The following is a 19,582-nucleotide window of genomic DNA, read 5'->3' as shown; positions in this document are numbered from 1 at the left end:
CCTCCCTACCTGAGGGCCCCCCAGCGCCCCTTCTCCTGGCGAATCTTCTCCTGAAGTTTGAGGAGTCCATGGATCAAGGCCTCTGGCCGGGGAGGGCACCCCGGAACATAGACATCAACCGGAATAAATTCATCGCATCCCTGGACAGTAGAGTAGGTCTGAAAGATGCCCCCTGAAGAAGCACAACTCCCCATAGAGACCACATAACGGGGCTCTGGCATCTGGTCATAGACCCGACGGACCACAGGAGCCATCTTCTTGGTCACTGTGCCGGCGACCACCATGACGTCGGCCTGGCGAGGAGAGGCCCGGAAAATGATACCAAAGCGGTCAAGATCATAGTGGCTAGCCCCAGTGGCCATCATTTCGATGGCGCAACAGGCCAGACCAAAGGTCGCCGGCCACATGGATCCCGTCCGGGCCCAGTTTATGAGTTTGTCTAGGGTGGTCACGAAGACATCGACCCCTGGAACCTGAGAGACCCCTTCGCTGACCTTGACCAGCGGCGTCCTTATTCCCATCGAAAAGCCCCCTTAATCCAGGCGTAAAAATAGGCCACCAGAAGAAGGATGATGAAAATCACCATCTCTAGATAGGCAAAAAGACCCAATTCATCAAAGGTCACGGCCCAGGGGTAAAGAAAGACGGCCTCAACATCGAAGACCAAAAAAAGGATGGCAATAGCGTAAAACTTGATAGGGAAACGATGACGTACCTCCCCGCTGGGGGTAAAACCACATTCATAAGGAGTCTGTTTTTCCGGATAAGGCCGTCTTAGGCCCAAAATCTGGTTGACTAGGACCTGAACCCCGGCCATGACCGAAACAATCAGGGCTAGGATGAGAACCGGTAAATATTTGAGACTCAGACTTATCTCCATAGGAACTCTCCTGGCCGATTTTCCCGGCAAATACTCCCTTTTAGCAATTATTGGAAAAATTGTTTCAATTGAAACTGATTTAAGGGAAAAGGGGAGCTTTTCCCCTTTTCCCGGATATCTCACTGCGAAAAAACGGTCTTTTTTGAGGGATATCCCTCAGAGGCGTTCCCCTACTGGACGCACATGATGCCCAAAGGTTTCCTCCAGCCATCGGGCCCGTTTGAGATAGGCCGCTTCCTGGGAGGTCATAAAGCGAAGAGCCCGTGTAGGACAACGGGCCACACAGGCCGGTTCCAGTCCTCTGTCAATCCTCTCCAGGCAGTAGTCACACTTATGGATTCGGCCCTTGACTGCATTCCACTGGGGAATCCCCCAGGGACAGGCTGTAAGGCAGGCCCGACAACCAATACAGCGATCTTCCCTGAAGAAAACGGTTCCATCAGTGTCCCTTTTAGAAAGGGCCGCCGACGGACAGGCCTCGACACAAAAGGGTCTTTCACAGTGGAAGCAGGAAACATAGGCAAAGCCCAGGACCGGCTGCCCATCCTCCATTTCCGGACCATACTGGAAGATGCGGCAGTTAGACTGCCCATAGGGCAGCCCCTTCCAGTCGTTACAACTCAATTCACAAGAAAGACATCCAATACATCGAGAGGGATCGTGGTAGATGTAGTATTTGGCCATCTTCCTTCCTCCTTTCCCTTAGCTGGCCGGCTTGACTTCCACAAAACACTCACAGAGAGCGCTGGCCCCGCCAGCAGGGTCAAAAACATCCAGAAGACCAACCTCAAGCCGCTGATCGGCCACTCCCTTCTGATAGGCTCTACTCTGATAAGGCACGGTATGACCAAAACCGTGGAGCATGAAGACTGCCTCTGGATGGATCAACTCAGTGGCAAAGACCCTGATCTTCTTGCGGTAGGAACCATTGGCCACCTCCGCCAGATCACCGGTTTTAAGACCCATCTTGGCAGCCACGTCTTTGTTGATCCAGAGAATGTTCTCCTTGAGATAGGGATGGAGGGCCGGATTGTTCATCCACATGCCGTGGGTCTGATAAGCCACCCGACCGAAAAGAAGCCGGAAACGCCCCTCGGGCGGGGATTCCGGGGATTCATACTCTTTGAGGGAAGGATACCCTGCGTCCTCCCACTTCTTACTGACGATCTCTATCTTGCCCGTAGGGGTCTTGAAGGGAAGGCCGTCCTCTCGGTCAAACCAGATGGGCTTGTCCACCAGACTGACCGAGCCCTTGGCCTCAAAGTCTTCTATGGAGACCCCTGTACCTTCAAGCTGGGCCTGCCAGATGTCTTCAATGGTCTCATAGGGGAAATGCTCTCCCTTGCCCAGACGCTTGGCCAACTGGATATAAATCCACCAACCCGGCTTAGTGTTGTACATGGGACTTATAGCCGCCTTACGCCTCCTGAAGCCGGGCTTGAGGCCCTTCTGGGTGGCGATGATGTCTGAACGCTCCAGATAAGTACACTCCGGGAGGATGACATCGGCCCACCAGGAGGTCTCACTCCAGTTGATGTCACAGACCACTAAGAGGTCAAGATTCTTGTAGATCTCGATCTGGGCCTCAGGATCGGGAAGCCCTAAAAGAGGATCATGCCGGTGGACAAAGTAGGCCTTTATAGGATAGGGATCGCCAGTCTTGATGGCCTCCAGAGCCTGATGAAGGAGGGGAGTTTTTATGTGAGGGAACCTCCAGCCCACGCCATCGGCTCTCTTTTCTTCGATCTTGGGAAGATTAACCCCGATCTTATTGAGTCCCTTCTTTCCAGCATCCCCCGGGCCTTTGACAAAGACCAGCCCCCCAGGGACCTCAATGGCTCCCAAGAGAACGTTCAAAATATAGGTTGTTCGGGCCTCATAGAAGGCCTGCCGATAACGGGCCCTCATCCAGCCACCATGAAAGATGACATGAGGGGCATCCTGGGCAATCTCCTTACAGAAAAGATACATCTCTTGGGCCGGTATACCGGTCTCCTTCTCGGCCCACTCCGGGGTATAGGGCTTGACAAAATTGGCTAGATACTCAAAGCCCTCCACCCAACGAGAGACAAAGGCCTTATCATAAAGGCCCTCCTTTATAAGGATATGGATCAAGGCCAGGTTGAGGGCATAGTCAGTACCAGGACGAATCTGCCACCAACGATGAGCCTTTGAGGCCGTAACCGAAAACCGAGGGTCGATATAAGTAATCTTGGCCCCCTTGGCCAAGCCATCTATCATGGCCCGAGCAGTCTTGACCTTAATCGACTCCAGCATATTGCGGCCATACAGGACAACATGTTTGGCGTTTTTGTAGTCATAGGAGAACCCTGTCCGCCCGAAACCAAAAAGAGACATGGCCGCATGATTCACAGATATGCCGCAGGTGACATCGTGATTGCAGTAATTAGGAGAACCAATAGCCTGAAGGAAGGCCTTCCGGATCTCAACAAAAGGACCGCCTCGATCACTCAGAAGAACCGCCCGGCCACCATAATTAGAGATAATCTCCTGAAGTTTTTCAGCAACATAGTCGAGGGCCTCATCCCAGGACACAGTCCGCCACTTCCCTGCCCCCCTTTCTCCATCACGGATCATTGGAGAAAGAGGCCGCTCGGTATCATAGAGGACGGAGCGTCCGGCCACGCCTTTAGCACAGAGACCGGTGCCTATGCCAGCATCGTGGGGATTGCCGGAAATCCAAACAACCTTCCCATCCTCAACCTCTACCATTATTGGACAGCGGACTGCACACATTCCGCAAATACTATAGACAACCCTGGTTTCAGCCATACTTCCTCCTCTTTTTAGGTGGTTTTTCAAACGTGACTAATTAGACTTTGGTCATCTATAGCCTGACTTCTCACTCACCTAAAGTTTGTTACCTTTATATAAGATTGCTTTTAATCGAGCTTAATGAATATGTCAAGAAAATAGGCAAAAATATAATTTTTTTGAATTTTTTCACTAGTAGTTCTCTTTAACCGTCTTTATTAGGTAGTAGCGTGAAAATGATAACAAGCAAGTTTTTATCTAAATAAAAACAATACTCGGAGACCAAAATGGAAATTTTTTGGTGGGTCTTTTAAGGAAAGATGCTGTTGTCAGGAATAAGGTTATCTGGGAATGATAATCTGCCAAAAGGATCACGATAGGGAGATCAACTGAAGGAGGTAAGAAGAATCTTACCAGAATGATAAAAATGAAGGGAGAGATGGAGAACCAAGAGGTATTCAACTATGGGGTGAGCGGAGGGACTTGAACCCTCAACCTCCGGAGCCACAGTCCGGTGCTCTGTCCCGTTGAGCTACGCTCACCTCCAAGGATTTAAGAAATTAACATCTCCCTTTAGGAGATGCAAGATTTAGACCTTTGGTCGGGGCGGGCGGATTTGAACCGCCGACCTCCTGCTCCCAAGGCAGGCGCGCTGCCAAACTGCGCTACGCCCCGCGCCCCCTATTTGGTAACATAGGCCAAGGGCCTGAGCAAGCGGCCTAATTTTTGACCGGGGCGTTAAAAATATTCATCGCCTTTTCAAGCCCGACCTGAACAACAGCCTCTATCGCCAGCAGGGCCCTTTCTATCATCTCAGAAACTGTTCCCCATTCCTCTTCACGAAAAGGTGAAAGCACGTAGTCGGCCACTGAAATACCAGATTCTGGACGACCAATGCCAAGTTTCAGACGAGGGAAGTCTTTGGTCCCCAAGACATCTATTATAGAAAGAACTCCCCGGTGCCCTCCGGCCCCTCCGGAGCGGACAAGTTTGATCCTCCCAAGGGGAAGATCAAGATCATCATGAACCACCAGAAGGCCTGAAGGGGAAAGACCTAACTCTTTGACTAAACAGGCAACTGCCCGACCAGAGAGATTCATATATGTCTGGGGCCTAGCCAAGACAAACCCCTTGGTTTTAACCACCAGGGAAAAACACCATGATTTCCAGGCAGGAAGAGAATGCTTTTGGACCAGGGCCTCTAAGACCAGAAAACCAATATTGTGTCGGGTAAATTGATAGGTTGGGCCTGGATTGCCCAGGCCCACCACCAGCCACATACTCTACTCGATCTCTTCCTTCTTTTTACCCTTGGAGATAACCTCCGTCTCCACGGCCTCTGCTTCGGCCTCTGTCTCCTCTTCTTCAGGAGAGACGATGGTCACAATGGTCGTCTTCGGAGGATCAAGGACATTGACTCCCTCTATTGGAGGCAGATCCTCAACATGATAAGAATCACCAATATCTAGACCGCTTACGTCTATCTTGATGGTATTGGGAATGGCCATCGGCAAACAGGAAATCGTAAGCTCTCGGGTAATAATCTCCAGAATGCCTCCCCGTTCCATCCCTTTGGCCTTGCCCATGATCTCCACCGGAACCTCCACCTCGATTTCCCTCTCCAGAGAGACCTCGTAGAAGTCTACATGGATGGGTTCGTCGGTTACGGGATGGACCTGAATCTCCTTGACGATGGCCATCTTGCGTTCTTCAGTACCATTGTTCTTAAGGTTGAGATTGAAGATCAGCTGTTCGCCACGATAGCGAAAAAGGAGTTTCTTGAGCTCATTGGCCTCCACCGCCAAAGGAATGTTCTGGGTGCCTTGGCCATAAATGATTCCCGGAAGGAGCCCTTTACGCCTAAGCTTGCGGGCCACCTCCTTACCTGTCTTCTCTCTAACCTGGACGGTCATCTCTACCTGCTTCATGGGAAAAAACCTCCTTTAGACAAAAAGGGAGCTCACAGAATCATCGGCATGGATACGTCTGATAGCCTCCCCCAAGAGATTGGAGACCGAAAGGACTTCTATCTTGCCGATAGCCTTGGCCTCTTGCCTCAAGGGAATGGTGTTGGTAACGACCACACTTTTCAGAGGCGACTTCTTAATCCTCTCTACCGCTGGGCCGGAGAGTACCGGATGAGTAGCCATACCATGGACCTCCTTGGCCCCCTGATCCATAAGGGCCTGGGCCGCCTGGCACATAGTGCCTGCAGTGTCAATCATGTCATCAAGGATGATGGCCACCTTGCCCTTAACATCACCAATGACGTTCATCACCTGGCTCTCATTAGGACGATCCCGCCGTTTATCAATAATGGCCAATTGGGCATCAAGACGCTTGGCAAAGGCCCTCGTCCGTTCCACACCCCCAGCATCCGGGGAGACCATAACGATCTCTTCCCCTCGAAACCGTTCTTTAATGTAGGAAAGAAGAACCGGAGCGGCAAAAAGATGGTCTACCGGGATATCAAAAAAACCCTGGATCTGACCGGCATGAAGATCCATGGAAAGAAGCCTGCGAGCCCCAGCCACAGTAATGAGATTGGCCACCAACTTGGCCGAGATTGGCACCCTTGGAGCACATTTGCGGTCCTGCCTGGCGTAACCATAATAGGGAATAACTGCTGTTATTCGTCGAGCAGAAGCCCTTCTTAGGGCATCAATCATGATGAGCAGTTCCATCAAGTAATCGTTGACCGGAGGACAGGTTGACTGGATCACAAAGACATCGGCTCCACGGACATTCTCCCCTATCTCCACAAAGGTCTCCCCATCACTGAACTTGCGTACCGTGGCCAGTCCCAAGGGAATGCTAAGGTAATTGCAAATCTCCTGGGCCATTTGGGGATTGGAGTTACCGGTAAAAATCTTAAGATGGTTGATGAACATAGGTATCCACCCCTCGTACACTCGAGCCTAAATAGGGTTCAACAATATGGAGTTGCCCATCAAAGTCCTTCAAAAGGCATTCCCCGGCCCGACGGGCGGCCTCGGCCTCCTCAAAGACAGCGAAAATCGTCGGACCACTGCCGCTCATAAGACTTGCCCTCGCCCCAAAAGCAATAAAGGCCGCCTTAATCTCTCTGAGGCCTGGATAGAGGCCAAAAGTGACCTCTTCTAGATCGTTTATCAGGCCTCTTTGCCAAGGCGGCTGACCGGCATCATAAATAAAGGGCTCCTTACGGCTTGTCAATCGCATTTTTTTATAAACCAAGCCTGTAGAGACCTGAACAGGAGGAGTAAAGAGGACGAAGACAGCCCGATACGTGGGCCAAGGACTAAGACGATCTCCGATCCCTTCCCCGAGAGCCGTACTATAAGGATAGACAAAAAAGGGTACATCAGCCCCCAGGGCCCGAGCCAAATCAGCCAGCTCATCAAGCCCCAGAGGGCAACCCAGAAGCTCATTTAACCCCATAAGGACCGAGGCCGCATCACTGCTTCCGCCCCCAAGACCAGCGGCCATGGGGATGTTCTTCTTAAGAGTGAGCCGGAGTCCTATTCGCCAGCCCAACCGATCCAGAAGAAGGCGGGCTGCCTGCAGGGCCAGGTTGCCCTCGTCCTGAGGGGCTTCTCCCCCTTCGATTACCAGTTTGATGTCGGATCCGGAGACAAGCTCTAACAGAAGTTCGTCGAAAAGGGTCACCTTCTGGAAGAGGGTATAGATATCATGATAGCCATCGGGCCGACGACCAAGGACCTGGAGGAAAAGGTTTATCTTGGCCGGGGCCAGAATTCTTTGAATTCTTTTGGCCATCTAAGTCTTTAACCCTTGGCCTTCACGAACTTTAGCCTCAGATCATAGAGGATATGGTCCAAAAGGGCCTCCTCATCTTTGGTAAGGTTGCCTTTGGTCTTCTCTTTAAGCATGGCCAAGGTGTCTATGGCATGGCGGGCAAGTTCTATGTTGATCTTCTTCTCTCCGGTCTCAGGCTCCGGAAGCTCTCCTAGGTGGACCAGAGCCGAGGTGCTTAGGGAGAGGATAAAGGTACTAAAGTTTACCGGAGGGAGAACCGTCTCCGGGGACCTATCTCTGGATTCCTTATTCATAAATTATTGCCTCCTCATTAAGGACAAACTAGCCTTCAGGGCTGCGACAGCTTCAGGATTATAAATTCTTCTAAGTCCTTTGGCACCTTAAGGTCAAGCCGAAGAAAGTAAAGGGGCCAAGAAGGCTTCATGGTTTTGAGTTTAACAGCATCTTTTTCGGTGGTGACGAAGGCCGAAAGGCCCTTTTCTTCAAGAAATTTCCCTAGGCGCCTTAAATCTCTCCCCTTGTAATGATGGTGGTCTGTGAAGGAGAGCTCTGCCGCCGGGGGCCTGCCGATGGCCTTAAGGAGGTCAAAAAAGGCCTCGGGCCTGGCCAGGCCACAGAAGGCCCCCCAGGGAGAACGGGGCCAAGAAACAGGCCGTCCTGAAAGATCAAAGAGACCAACAGCTTGGTAGAATATCTTGAAGACCGGAAGGCCCAAACCATTCAGATATTCCTTTAAGGCCTTGATCTCGGTGTTAGGAAAAAGATTGGCCTTGGAGATGATTAGAATATCGGCCCGACAAAGGGCTGAAGCCCCTTCTCTAAGAAGACCCGCCGGAAATACAGATTCGGTCTCAGGACTGGCCTCGGGAGAGATGAGGACAAGATCAAGATCCCTTAAAAGACGTAGATGCTGAAAGCCATCATCTAGGATGGCCACCGTAGCGTCAAATCTTTGAATCGCCAGAAGACCAGCTTGATAACGGTCTTTTCCAACTACTACCAGGGCCTGAGGAAGCCTTGAAGCCAGAAGGTAGGGCTCATCACCGGCAACCTCCGGACCCACCAAAGGCCCTGCCCCTGCACTTACCACCACTAGTCCCCTAGACTTGCGGCCGTAACCCCGGGAGAGAATCACCGGACGGTGGCCTAAAGAGAGAAGGCGGCGAGCAAGCCAAAGGGTAAAAGGAGTTTTTCCGGTACCTCCCAGGCTGAGGTTCCCCACACTGATAACTGGAATTGGTAGCCGGTAGGAGGGGAAAAGTCCTTGACGATAAAGACGGGCCCTCCAGGCCATAAGGCCGGCATAGGCCTTTCCTAAAGGGGCCAGGGCCTTCATGTTAGAAACCTCCCCAAGGCTTCAACCGCCCTTTGGGTAGCCCCCTGATGTCTCAGATAGACAAACCGGGCCGCCTGAGCGGCCTCCTCTCGACGGGTTAAAAGGCTCTGCCAGGCATCCCAAAGGCGTTCCGGATCCTCAACCTTTATCCCTCCTCCAGAGGCCGAAAGCTCCCCGGCGATCTCAATGACAGAAGAAAGAGAGGGACCAAAAGTCACAGGAACCCTAAGGGCTGCCGGCTCAAGGAGATTGTGCCCTCCGAGGGGGGCAAAGGTGCCGCCGACAAAGGCCACATCACCCAGACCATAAAGGGCCCAAAGCTCTCCCATGGTATCGATGACCACAACCTTAACCCCAGGAGAAAAACGACTCCTCAAACAGCCCTTAAGGCCCAAAGACTCAACCAACCGGAGGATATCTAGAGCCCGCTCTGGATGGCGGGGACAGAGAATCAGTGAGGCCCCGGGAAGAGATGCCTTCAACCGGAGATAGGCTCTGAGAATGATTTCCTCTTCGCCCGGATGAGTACTTCCAGCGACAATGATGGGCCGGCTTAAGGGAAGCTCCTGGGCCAAGGTGGCGATCTTGTCCGGATCCGGAGGGGAGAGATCGTATTTTATATTCCCTACAAATCCTGTCTGTCGAAACCCTAAGGCGCAAAACCTACCTCTATCGGCCTCGGAGGCGGCCAGAATGAGATCAAAGGCCCCATAGAGAAGCCTGGCCAGTGGCCTCAAGAGGCGTAGCCTTTCTGCAGACCGAGGCGAGAGACGGGCATTCAGGAGAATCAAGGGGACCTGATGCCCCTTGAGATCCCAGAGGAGATTAGGCCAGAGGTCTGTCTCCATGAGAACAAAGAGTCTGGGCCTGAGTTTCTCAAGGCTCTTTCTTACTAAGTGAGGAAGATCATAGGGAGCGGCAAAGACATAAGAAACCAGCTTCTGGGCCGTCTCTCGGGCCCGAGTAAGCCCCCAAGGGGTAGAGACCGAAAGGATCACCTCCCCAGAGAAGCTCTTCCTTAGGACCCGAATAAAAGAAAGCCCGGCTCCCACCTCGCCGACGGAAAGGGCATGGACCCAGATGGCCCCTTGCGGGGCCCGAGAGAGATCTGGAGCCAGTCTCTGGGAGACAATATCCCGGTGGCTCCTTTTAAGCCCTTTGATACGAACCAGGGGTAGAAGAGACCAGGAAAGAGTCCGGTAGAGGTGAAGAAAGATCACCTTTTCCTGCTCACCAAGTTAAGGGCCAAGTTGGCCGCCTGATAGGCCGCTTGCCCTGGACCCAAGGAAGCCTTAATCTCCGAAAGACGCCTTCTTATTCTCTCGGCTTTAGCCTGATCAAGAAGAATGGCTCGAGCCTCTTCGGCAACGCGTTCCGGAGTGGCCTCATCCTGGATTAATTCCGGAGCCAGTCTTTCCCCGGCCACCAGATTAACCAAACCTATATAAGGCACTTTGACCAGTCTTCTGGCCAAAAAATAGGTCAAGGGATTAAGTTGATAGGCAATCACCATGGGCACGCCCACAATAGCCGCCTCAAGGGTGACCGTGCCTGAGGCCACTAGCGCCAGCTCAGCAGCCGCCATGGCCTCATAGGTATAGCCTTCAACCACCTTGATACCAGCCGAAAGCGCCGGAGCATAAAGCTCGCCGGGAACCCCCGGGGCCCGAACACAAAGGGCCAGAAGATCTGGCACGTCTTTTCGAAGTTGACGATAGGCCTCAGAGAAGATCGGCAGAAGGCTCCGGACCTCATGGATCCTTGAGCCAGGAAGGATAGAAACAAGCCTTTTTTCCACAGGAAAACTAAGGATCTTAAAGAAGGTTTCCCGACAGAGATGAACCTGAACTAGGTCAAGAAGAGGATGCCCAACGTAATGGACCTTTATACCATGACGACGATAGAACTCCTCCTCAAAGGGAAGGATGACGGCCATCATGTCCACCAGACGTTTGATGACCCGGACCCGCCCCTCACGCCAAGCCCAGACCTGAGGACTTATGTAATAAAATACCGGAATTCCGCACCTCTTGGCCACTCGGGCCAGGAGAAGATTAAATTCGGGGAAATCTATCAAAACTAAAAGATCCGGCCGACTCTGGCGGAGATAAGCCCTCATTTTCAAAAAGGCCCGAAGGATATCCCTAAGGCGAGGTAGGATCTCGGAGAGACCGACCACCGCCAGGCGATTGGCCTCAAAAAGAACCTCACAGCCAGCCTGGATCATCTTTTCTCCACCAATCCCGACAAGCTGGGTCCCCGGGCAAAGATCTCTTATGGCCCGAATAAAGGCCGCCCCGTGAAGATCTCCAGAGGCCTCACCGGCAACTATGGCAATACGGAAGTGGCTTTTAAGTCCTGGATCCAAGGGTCATCAAGGGAAATAGGATGTTCTCTGAGATGGTGGGCAATCCCTTCAAGGATATTAAGAGCAAGCCTTAAGGCCTCCCGTCCGTCCTGGCCCGAGACCACTGGTTCTTCCTGCTCATCAATGGCCTTGATAAAGGCGGCCAGTTCATCCTTTAAGGGATCGGTCTTCGGAAAAGACTTCTCCTTAGGGACAAAGAAGCTCCGACCATCTGGCCCCACCATACGGCTTACAGAAAGGAAGTTTCTGGTCATACTGTCAACCGCCAAGTAGCAGCCAGCAGCAAAGACCCTGATCCGACGCATGGCTCGCAGAGAAATTCGGCTGGCGGTAAGATTGGCGGTCGAACCATCCTCAAAGACCAGACGAACGCTGGCAATATCTACCTTGTCGGAAAGCACAGGCACCCCTACGGCATGAAGATTTTTAAGTGGGGCCTTGGCCATGGCCAAGACGATGTCTAGGTCATGGATCATCAAGTCGAGGACGACGTCGATATCAAGGCTACGCTCTTTGAAACCCGACAGACGGTGGGCCTCGACGAAAAGGGGCCGCTCTACCCTAGCAAGCAACTCAGCCACCGCCGGGTTGAAGCGCTCAATGTGGCCGACCTGAAGAACAAGGCCCTTGCTCCGGGCCAACTCAATGAGTTGATCAGCTTCCTCAAGGGTGGCTGTCATGGGCTTTTCGACAAAGACGTGAACCCCTTCGTTGAGAAAGAACCGGGCCACTTCAAAGTGATCTCTGGTGGGAACAACGATACTCACGGCCTCTACCTGGCCAGATAGCTCCCGATAATCGGTAAAAGACGCTACTCCAAGCTGCCCCCCCACCTCCTGAGCCCTTTGGGGTACGATATCCACCACCCCAACCAGCTCAGCCCCAGGCATCTGGGCCAGTTTTTGGGCGTGAAAACGCCCTAGATAACCGACCCCAACAACGGCAATCTTAACAGTCCCCATGGCCCATAACCTCAGAAGTTATTCCCACTATACAAATTCCCACCTTGTTGGCAAGATTGATAGCCTCAGGACGATCAAAAAACAGGGCCTCTCGGGCCTCCACTGCCAGAACCTCGGCCCTGACCTCGGCCATGGTCTGAATGGTCTTAAGCCCCACAGAGGGAAGGTCAAACCGCCGATCTTGAGAAGGCTTGACCACCTTGACCACCACCGCCCCCTTTTCACAAAGCCCACCCCCCCGACGAATAGTTTCATCGGTGCCTTCAATGGCCTCTACTGCCAAAACTGTACGATCCTTGACCACCACACACTGACCAATGTCAAGCTGGCCAATAGCCCGGGCCATCCGATAACCAAAGGCAATATCCTCCCACTGGTCTTGAGAGGGCTTTCTTTTAGTAAGGATCCCTTCCGGCATGAAAAGCTCTTTGAGAAACCTGGTGCTTTCAACTACTCGGATTCCTTCTTTTTCGAGTTCAGCGGCCACAGCTCGCAGAATGGCGTCATCATGACGGTCTTTAATTTTGCGCCAAAGAAGAAGGGCCTGAAGATCTGGCCGGACATCCCGAAAGATCCTGGTCTTGGTAATTCGGCCCAAAAAAGCTACCTCGGTGACCCCTTCCTTTTTGAAAGCCTTAATAAGGCGGCCCAATTGTCCCAACTTTATCCAGTAGAGACGATCACAGACCTCTTCAAGTACTGGATCTGACTCCCCTTGATGGGCCACACAGACAACCTCATAGCCCTGTCGAGTGGCCTCTTGAGCAAAGAGCACCGGAAACTTTCCCCCACCGGCGACTAGGCCTATCTTTGGCATGACTTTTAAGGGATGTTTTCCTCGGCCTTGTTGACTAACCTGAGCACTCCACGCTCAGAATTCTCTATAAACTCCACAAAGGCCTTGATCTCATCAAACTGCGGGACCTCTTCCCTGACCTTGGCCAAGGCCTCGGCCAGGGAGAAGGAAGACTTGAAGATGATCCCAAAGGCCCGGCGCAGGGCTTCCAAAACCTCGGTGGCCATTCCTGAACGCCTAAGCCCCACCAGGTTGAGACCATAGAGCCGGGCAGGGTTTCCTCGGGCCAGAACAAAAGGGGGGACGTCCTTATTGACCCCAGAGGCCCCTCCGACAAAGGCCATCTTGCCAATGCGGCAAAACTGATGGATGGCTACCAGCCCCCCGAGAATGGCCCGCTCGCCAACCTCAACATGCCCCCCCAAGGTGGCTGCATTAGCCATAATTACCCCATCTTCCAAAACACAGTCATGAGCAACATGGACATAGGCCATGAGAAAACAGCCGTTTCCGATCCTGGTAACTCCCTTATCCAGAGCAGTGCCTCGGTTGATGGTCACGTATTCACGGATGACATTATCATCTCCGATCTCTACCCGGGTCGGCTCACCGCCATATTTGAGGTGTTGGGGTGCCCCCCCAATGGAGACAAAGGGATAGATCCTGTTTCGAGCCCCAAGGCGAGTGAGGCCCTCGATGACTACATGAGAGGCAATCTCACAGTCAGGACCGATCTCCACCCCTTCGCCGATCACGGTATATGCGCCTATGGAGACCCCGGACGCGATCTCTGCCCGAGGATGAATAATTGCTGTGGGATGAATCATCTAACCTCCTTGCCTCCTATCTCAATGCGGCCATAAGTTCGGCCTCGGCCACCAAACGATCCTCCACAAAGGCCTTGCCGGCCATCTTCCAGATGTTTCGCTTGCGTTTAAGGTTGACAAGCTCAAGAACAAGCTGATCTCCGGGGCGGACCGGATGCCGGAAACGAACTCCATCAAGGCCAGCAAAATAGACCATCTTATTGGCCAATTCCTCAGGGTCAGTGAGTTTAGCTAAAATTGTGGCCACCTGGGCCATGGCCTCAAGGATCAGGACCCCGGGCATGATAGGTTCCTCTGGGAAATGCCCCATAAAAAAGGGCTCGTTTATGGTTACGTTCTTAAGCCCTTTGATAAATACCCCTGGTTCTATCTCCAGGATGCGGTCAACCAACAGAAATGGGAAACGATGGGGAAGAAGGCCCATAATTTCTTTTATGTGGATCGTCTCCTGGTTAATCGTCGTCATCCCGACCCTCCTCAAGGCGCTTAAGACGCTCCTTGAGCCTCCGGACCTCCCGGACAAGCTCTGGCAGCCGCCCCAAGGCAGCCATAGTCCGCAACCAGTATTGATGCTCCATGGCTGGAGCCCCAGAGACCACCGCCCCACTGGGAACATCCTTGTGGATGCCGGATCGGGCGGCTATCACCGCCCGATCGCCTATACGGACGTGATCCGCCACTCCGGCCCCGCCACCAAACATCACCCCCCGGCCGATGACCGTAGAGCCCGCAATCCCTACCAAGCCGGCCATAGCTGTATGGGGACCTATCCGAACGTTGTGAGCAATCTGGCAGAGATTGTCGATCTTTGTCCCCTGGCCGATAACCGTGGCCCCAAAGGCCGCCCGATCTATAGTAGTATTGGCCCCAATTTCAACCTCGTCTTCGATAATTACCGTGCCCACCTGAGGTATCTTGACGAATTTTTCTCCCTCCCGGGCGTAGCCAAACCCATCGGCACCGATGATGGCCCCGGCATGGATAACCACCCGGCGACCAATCCGACATCCAGGATAAATGACCACATTGGCATGGATGACAGAATCATCCCCGACCTCGACCCCTTTACCCAAATAGGCCCCAGGGAATATGGTCACCCGACGGCCAAGCCGTACCCCTTCGGCCAAAACGGCCAAGGGATAAATAGAGACGTCTTCTGGAATCAGACAACCATCACCAATTACCGCCTGGGAACTTATACCCCGAGGCTCGTAGGGCTTGGCAAAGAAGAGTTGAGCCAAGCGGGCGTAGGCCAAATAGGGGTCTTTGACAACAATGAGGCTTCGATCAGAGAGCTCTTTAACCAGGGATTCCGGAACTATTAGGGCCCCTGCTTGCGATCTCTGGGCCTCTTTAAGATACTTTCGAGAAATAACAAAGGAGAGATCTTCCGGAGAAGCACTTGAAAGAGGGGCCAAGCCCCTCACCTCAACATCTAACCCTTCGACTCTTCCTCCCACTAGGGAGGCCAACTCAGAAAGCCTTCTGGCCACTAAAAATATCCCCCTATCCGAAAGTTCCAGCTACTTTTATCTTCCCCCTCCTTGACATCAAGGTTATAGCCCCATTCAATCCGCATGGGTCCCATAGGGGAAAGCCACCTTATACCAAAACCAACACTTTTACGAATATCAGAAAACTTGTAGCCCTCTTCCTCCCCCCAGACGTTCCCCATATCAAAAAAGACCACTCCTTTAAGCCCCATATTGGAGACCAGAGGAAAGATGTCTTCGATCTGGACGAAGGCCATCCGTTCACCACCGATCCGCTCACCGGTGACTGGATCAACAGGGCTTATATCGCCGTATTGAAAGCCGCGAACACTCTCCAGACCCCCGAGGTAAAACTTCTCATAGATGGGGAGCTTGCCTCCAGGCCCCTCAGTAACATATCCTAAACCACCGCGCACATGAAAAGTCGTCCCCCAAACAAAGGGCAAATAGATCCCCCAGGTGTACTGAACCTTGACAAAGGCACTGTCTCCACCCAAGGGCCCCCCAGCATACTCCAGACTAATGGTGTTGATAGTCCCCCGAGTGGGATCAAAGAAATTGTTTCTGGTATCCCGAGTAAGACCTATGTTTAGGGCACTAGTGATATTAATATCCTCGCTTTCCTTGATGGCCCAAGAGGCCCAATAGCTGACATCCTTCAGAGTGGTGTTATCGTAACGATACCCCCAGTAGATCCGGGTGTCGGGATTTAGAAGATAACCGAACCTTAAAGCTCCACCGGTTGAATCCTTGGTGTAATCATCATAGGTGCGTTCCCAGTTATAGAGGTCCATACCCACTGAAAGTTTGGTGTCTCGGAAATAGGGCTCGGTAAAGGAAAAAGTGTAGCGATTGGTCCGACCGCCAAGGATCCCCCGGAAGGAAAGGATCTGACCTTTGCCCAAGAAGTTGCGCTGGGATATCTCTCCCATAACGATAACGTTATCTACCGAACTATAGCCAGCCCCAATGCTGAAGCTGCCGGTAGGCCGCTCCTTGACCTTGACGTCAAGGTTCATCTCATCCTCTCTGATCCCCTTCTCGGGGGAGATGCTCACGTCTTCAAAATAGCCCAGACGTCTTAGCCGGTCATTGCTCTTACGGATAGCCGTGGCGGAAAAGAACTCCTGCTCCTGGACTAGAAGCTCTCTGCGGATGACCTTGTCTCGGGTACGGGTATTACCAGTAATTTCAATCCGGTTGATCCGCACCCGCGGACCCTTGTCTACCTTGAAGATAACATCAACCTTTAGCCTCTCGGAATCTTTTTTGATCTCTGGTTCTACCTCAGCATAGGCATAGCCTTTGTCGGCATAAAGGTCTGTCAATCGGAGGACATCCCTCCTCAGAGCCTCCCGATTAAAGACCTTCTCTTTAGTAATAAAAAGCTTTGAGAGGAGAAATTTTTTATCCTTAAAAAGGTCCTCTTGGATATCTATCTTGCCTACTCCATACTGAGGCCCCTCTTCCACGGGGATGGTAATGTAGATCCATCTTCCCTTTTGAACTACCTTGGGTTCCCCCACTCGGGCGTCTATGTAGCCGTGATTATGATAGAAGGAGACAATCTTGCCCAGATCACGCCTGAGGGTTCCCCAGGCCAAAACCCCCGGTTCGACCGTACCCCCGGTAAAGATGGCTTTGGCCTTCTTTAACCAGCTCAACCAATCCTTTTCGCTGATTTCTAGGATATCCTTGAGTTCACTATCCTTAAAGGCTCGGTTGCCCTCAAAGCGAATCTCCTTTATGTAGATCTTCTCCCCCTCCTTGACCTTAAAGACTACCTCCACCCCTTGAGGCCCAGATGGCCTGACTTCCGAAGACACCCGGGTATCGTAATAGCCCTTCTCCCGATAGATGTATTTGATCTTCTCTTCGGCCTCCCGGATCTCCTTGGGATTGAAGATCGTATGAGTCTTAAGGCCTAGAATTTCCATAAGCTTTTCGTCAGAGATGGCTTTGTTGCCTTCGATGACGATCTTCCTCACCGTGGGTTTTTCTTTGAGGATATAGGTCACCAGGAGACCACCGTCTTTTTCTTCAACATCCACCCGGACATCGTCAAAGTAGCCCATGGCAAAGATATTTTTGATGTCTTCCCGGATGACCTCCGGATCATAGGTGTCACCTATCCTGATCTTAATAAGAGCCCGGACGGCATCAGGATCAAGGGTCTGACAACCTAGGATCTCGACCTCAACCACCTTCCTGCGCTCAAGAACAACATTGGCCAAGTCCTTGGCCGCCTGTCGGGCTAGATCCACCAAGGCCAAGGGAGTCCCTATCACATAGATAGTCTTGAGGGGCACTGGGTAGTCCTGACGAAAGACCTTAAGATCCAAGGAGAGCTTGCCGGCAAACTCCGTAGCACTCCCCCAGACCACAGCATCTACGCGGAAGCTTTCGGCCATCTTTTGGAGCCGATCATAAGGGACTTCCTCCGGAATTTCTCCTAGGATCTCCTTAATTTTAGAAGGAGAAACCACCCTCAGGCCTTCTTCCGTCAGACGCCGCAGAAGGAGCCTGTAGAGTTCTTCTTTGAGTTTGGGTTGGGGCTTGGGGCTGTAAATCTTGGGAGGCAGGACCAGAAGCGAAATCGAAGGACCAATGGCCCCCTGAGCCCCTTTGCTGAAAAGAATTACCCCCAAAACAAGCAAAATTATTCCCACTCGGGCCACGGATGCTCCTTATTTAGCTCTACCACTTGGCCATGGGTCAGACCCAGGCACCGATCCATACGTCGGGCCAAGCTAAGGTTATGGGTGACCACCACGGTCGTGGTATGATAAGCCCGGTTCAAGGCCAAAATCAACTCTCCAATTCTCTCCCCACTTCGAGGGTCCAGGTTACCGGTCGGCTCATCGGCCAGAAGAAGCCGAGGAGAAAGCACCAAGGCCCGAGCAATGGCTACCCGTTGCTGTTCTCCACCCGAGAGGTCCCCTACCCGGTAATCAACCCTATGCTCCAAAGAAACGGCCCGAAGAACGACCTCGGCCTTCTCGGCTGCCTCGCTTGAAGAAAGACCGGCAATAAGACAGGGAATCATGACGTTTTCCCGGGCCGTAAATTCCGGTAGCAGGTGGTGAAATTGAAAGACAAAGCCAATTTCCCGATTGCGAAATCGGGAAAGATCTCTTTCTGAAAGACGGGAGATATCCTGGCCGAAGAGGCGAATACTGCCCCGGCTGGGCCTCTCCAGAGTCCCCAGGATATGCAAAAGGGTCGTTTTCCCCACCCCGGAGGCCCCGACAATGGCTACGGCCTCCCCAGCATAGATGGTCAGATCAAGCCCAGAGAAGACCGTCACCCGGTGACCGTCGGAGACAAAGGTCTTCTCTAAACCTCGGACTTCGATGGCGACCTCAGACATAGCGCAAAACCTTGGCCGGATTGAGTCGAGCAGCCTGAAGGGCCGGATAGACGGTGGCTCCAAAAGAAATGAGCATGGCCGAGGCAGCAATAAGGGCCACATCGGCCAGCTCCATTCTCACCGGGAGGTGATCTATATAATAGACATCTGCCGGAAGCTTAATCAGGGAATAATGGGAGATAAGGAAACAGATCCCCATCCCTCCAGCGACTCCCATCAAGGTCCCGATGGCCCCTAAGGCCAAGCCTACAAGGACAAATATGCGCATCACTGCCCCATCGGTAGCCCCCATGGACTTAAGGATAGCGATGTCACGCCTCTTTTCCATGACCATGAGGATAAGGGTAGAAACGATATTAAAAGCAGCCACCAGAACTATGAGGGTCAAGATGATAAACATAGCCAACTTTTCCAGCTTGAGGGCCGAGAAGAGAGAACGGCTCATCTGACGCCAGTCCATGACCACAAAGGGATAGCCCAGGACTTTGGATATCTGTCGTGAGAGCCTGTCGGTAGCAAAGATATCGGAAACAATCAGTTCAATCCCGTGGACAGCCTGACCCAGGTCAAGGATCATCTGAGCCCGAGACAAAGCAATGAAGGCAATAGAGGAGTCAAATTCAAACATCCCCGAATCAAAGACGCCCACTACCTGAAAGAGCTCTACCTTAGGCAAAAGCCCAAAGGCGGTAGCCAATCCTCCTGGCAGAAGGAGACGAATCTTCTCCCCTGGGACAACCCCTAAGGCCTTAGCCAACTCTTTGCCCAGGATGATTCCTGGAAGGCCATCCGAAGAGGCAAGATCTGAAAAGCTCCCCGAAAGGAACTTCACCTTGATGGTCTTAAAGGCCCTGACGGGATCTATCCCCCGGATGATCACCCCCCGGGACCCCTCCCGCGAAGATACAAGCCCCTGGGCATACACATATGGACTAGCAGCCAATACCCGGGCCCTTTTCCCTCGGATCCTCCCCCAGATTCCCTCCTCCGGAACGCTTATCCCCTCCAGACGCTTA

General features: G+C 52.5%; 20 protein-coding genes and 2 tRNA genes. All 22 read right to left on the bottom strand.

Annotated features, from left to right (window positions below; genetic code table 11):
- Positions 1 to 5: 5 nt before the first annotated feature.
- On the bottom strand, positions 6 to 521 hold the full coding sequence (locus ACXJJX_RS05970; protein WP_456433142.1) for an NADH-quinone oxidoreductase subunit B: 516 nt from the start codon (positions 519 to 521) through the stop codon (positions 6 to 8).
- Positions 512 to 880, bottom strand: a complete 369-nt coding sequence (locus tag ACXJJX_RS05965) for an NADH-quinone oxidoreductase subunit A (protein WP_456433140.1) — start codon at positions 878 to 880, stop codon at positions 512 to 514. Before ACXJJX_RS05965 ends, ACXJJX_RS05970 begins: the two co-directional genes overlap by 10 nt.
- A 156-nt stretch (positions 881 to 1,036) precedes the next feature.
- Complete coding sequence (locus ACXJJX_RS05960; protein ID WP_456433138.1) at positions 1,037 to 1,564, bottom strand: 4Fe-4S dicluster domain-containing protein; 528 nt, start codon at positions 1,562 to 1,564, stop codon at positions 1,037 to 1,039.
- Between the two features lie 18 nt (positions 1,565 to 1,582).
- Positions 1,583 to 3,673 carry a molybdopterin-containing oxidoreductase family protein gene (locus ACXJJX_RS05955; RefSeq protein ID WP_456433136.1) on the bottom strand — a complete coding sequence of 697 codons (2,091 nt, stop codon included), beginning with the start codon at positions 3,671 to 3,673 and terminating at the stop codon, positions 1,583 to 1,585.
- A gap of 447 nt (positions 3,674 to 4,120) precedes the next feature.
- Positions 4,121 to 4,197 (bottom strand) — tRNA-His (locus ACXJJX_RS05950).
- Between the two features lie 56 nt (positions 4,198 to 4,253).
- Positions 4,254 to 4,330, bottom strand: a tRNA-Pro gene (locus tag ACXJJX_RS05945).
- 44 nt (positions 4,331 to 4,374) lie between these two features.
- Positions 4,375 to 4,935, bottom strand: coding sequence for an aminoacyl-tRNA hydrolase (gene pth / locus ACXJJX_RS05940; protein WP_456433134.1), 561 nt, complete (start codon positions 4,933 to 4,935; stop codon positions 4,375 to 4,377).
- 3 nt (positions 4,936 to 4,938) lie between these two features.
- On the bottom strand, positions 4,939 to 5,583 hold the full coding sequence (locus ACXJJX_RS05935) for a 50S ribosomal protein L25/general stress protein Ctc (RefSeq protein WP_456433132.1): 645 nt from the start codon (positions 5,581 to 5,583) through the stop codon (positions 4,939 to 4,941).
- Positions 5,584 to 5,598: 15 nt separating this feature from the next.
- A complete protein-coding gene (locus ACXJJX_RS05930) occupies positions 5,599 to 6,546 on the bottom strand; it encodes a ribose-phosphate diphosphokinase (RefSeq protein ID WP_456433130.1) in 948 nt (315 codons plus the stop codon).
- Positions 6,527 to 7,414, bottom strand: coding sequence for a 4-(cytidine 5'-diphospho)-2-C-methyl-D-erythritol kinase (gene ispE, locus ACXJJX_RS05925; RefSeq protein WP_456433128.1), 888 nt, complete (start codon positions 7,412 to 7,414; stop codon positions 6,527 to 6,529). The genes ACXJJX_RS05930 and ispE overlap by 20 nt, the downstream gene beginning before the upstream one ends.
- Positions 7,415 to 7,422: 8 nt before the next feature.
- Positions 7,423 to 7,707, bottom strand: a complete 285-nt coding sequence (locus ACXJJX_RS05920; RefSeq protein ID WP_456433126.1) for a DUF1844 domain-containing protein — start codon at positions 7,705 to 7,707, stop codon at positions 7,423 to 7,425.
- A 35-nt stretch (positions 7,708 to 7,742) separates the two neighbouring features.
- On the bottom strand, positions 7,743 to 8,750 hold the full coding sequence (gene lpxK, locus ACXJJX_RS05915; RefSeq protein WP_456433124.1) for a tetraacyldisaccharide 4'-kinase: 1,008 nt from the start codon (positions 8,748 to 8,750) through the stop codon (positions 7,743 to 7,745).
- On the bottom strand, positions 8,747 to 9,970 hold the full coding sequence (locus ACXJJX_RS05910; RefSeq protein WP_456433122.1) for a 3-deoxy-D-manno-octulosonic acid transferase: 1,224 nt from the start codon (positions 9,968 to 9,970) through the stop codon (positions 8,747 to 8,749). Before ACXJJX_RS05910 ends, lpxK begins: the two co-directional genes overlap by 4 nt.
- A complete protein-coding gene (gene lpxB / locus ACXJJX_RS05905) occupies positions 9,967 to 11,118 on the bottom strand; it encodes a lipid-A-disaccharide synthase (RefSeq protein WP_456433120.1) in 1,152 nt (383 codons plus the stop codon). The genes ACXJJX_RS05910 and lpxB overlap by 4 nt, the downstream gene beginning before the upstream one ends.
- Positions 11,079 to 12,080, bottom strand: a complete 1,002-nt coding sequence (locus ACXJJX_RS05900) for a Gfo/Idh/MocA family protein (protein ID WP_456433118.1) — start codon at positions 12,078 to 12,080, stop codon at positions 11,079 to 11,081. Before ACXJJX_RS05900 ends, lpxB begins: the two co-directional genes overlap by 40 nt.
- Positions 12,067 to 12,897: an LpxI family protein gene (locus ACXJJX_RS05895; RefSeq protein ID WP_456433116.1), complete on the bottom strand. Its 831-nt coding sequence runs from the start codon at positions 12,895 to 12,897 to the stop codon at positions 12,067 to 12,069. The genes ACXJJX_RS05900 and ACXJJX_RS05895 overlap by 14 nt, the downstream gene beginning before the upstream one ends.
- A gap of 5 nt (positions 12,898 to 12,902) precedes the next feature.
- On the bottom strand, positions 12,903 to 13,703 hold the full coding sequence (lpxA, locus tag ACXJJX_RS05890; protein WP_456433114.1) for an acyl-ACP--UDP-N-acetylglucosamine O-acyltransferase: 801 nt from the start codon (positions 13,701 to 13,703) through the stop codon (positions 12,903 to 12,905).
- 16 nt (positions 13,704 to 13,719) lie between these two features.
- Positions 13,720 to 14,169, bottom strand: a complete 450-nt coding sequence (gene fabZ, locus ACXJJX_RS05885; RefSeq protein WP_456433112.1) for a 3-hydroxyacyl-ACP dehydratase FabZ — start codon at positions 14,167 to 14,169, stop codon at positions 13,720 to 13,722.
- Positions 14,156 to 15,196, bottom strand: coding sequence for a UDP-3-O-(3-hydroxymyristoyl)glucosamine N-acyltransferase (lpxD, locus tag ACXJJX_RS05880; protein WP_456433110.1), 1,041 nt, complete (start codon positions 15,194 to 15,196; stop codon positions 14,156 to 14,158). The genes fabZ and lpxD overlap by 14 nt, the downstream gene beginning before the upstream one ends.
- Positions 15,196 to 17,874 (bottom strand): outer membrane protein assembly factor BamA, encoded by a 2,679-nt coding sequence (gene bamA, locus ACXJJX_RS05875; protein ID WP_456433108.1) that lies wholly within the window; start codon positions 17,872 to 17,874, stop codon positions 15,196 to 15,198. The genes lpxD and bamA overlap by 1 nt, the downstream gene beginning before the upstream one ends.
- Entirely contained in the window at positions 17,856 to 18,566 is a 711-nt protein-coding gene (locus ACXJJX_RS05870) for an ABC transporter ATP-binding protein (RefSeq protein WP_456433106.1), read from the bottom strand. Before ACXJJX_RS05870 ends, bamA begins: the two co-directional genes overlap by 19 nt.
- On the bottom strand, positions 18,559 to 19,509 hold the full coding sequence (locus ACXJJX_RS05865) for an FtsX-like permease family protein (RefSeq protein ID WP_456433104.1): 951 nt from the start codon (positions 19,507 to 19,509) through the stop codon (positions 18,559 to 18,561). The genes ACXJJX_RS05870 and ACXJJX_RS05865 overlap by 8 nt, the downstream gene beginning before the upstream one ends.
- Positions 19,510 to 19,582: the final 73 nt, after the last annotated feature.

It is taken from the genome of Thermosulfuriphilus sp., from assembly GCF_054026695.1.
The sequence above is the reverse complement of the archived record's forward strand: the minus strand, read 5'-3'. Positions and strand labels throughout refer to the sequence as shown.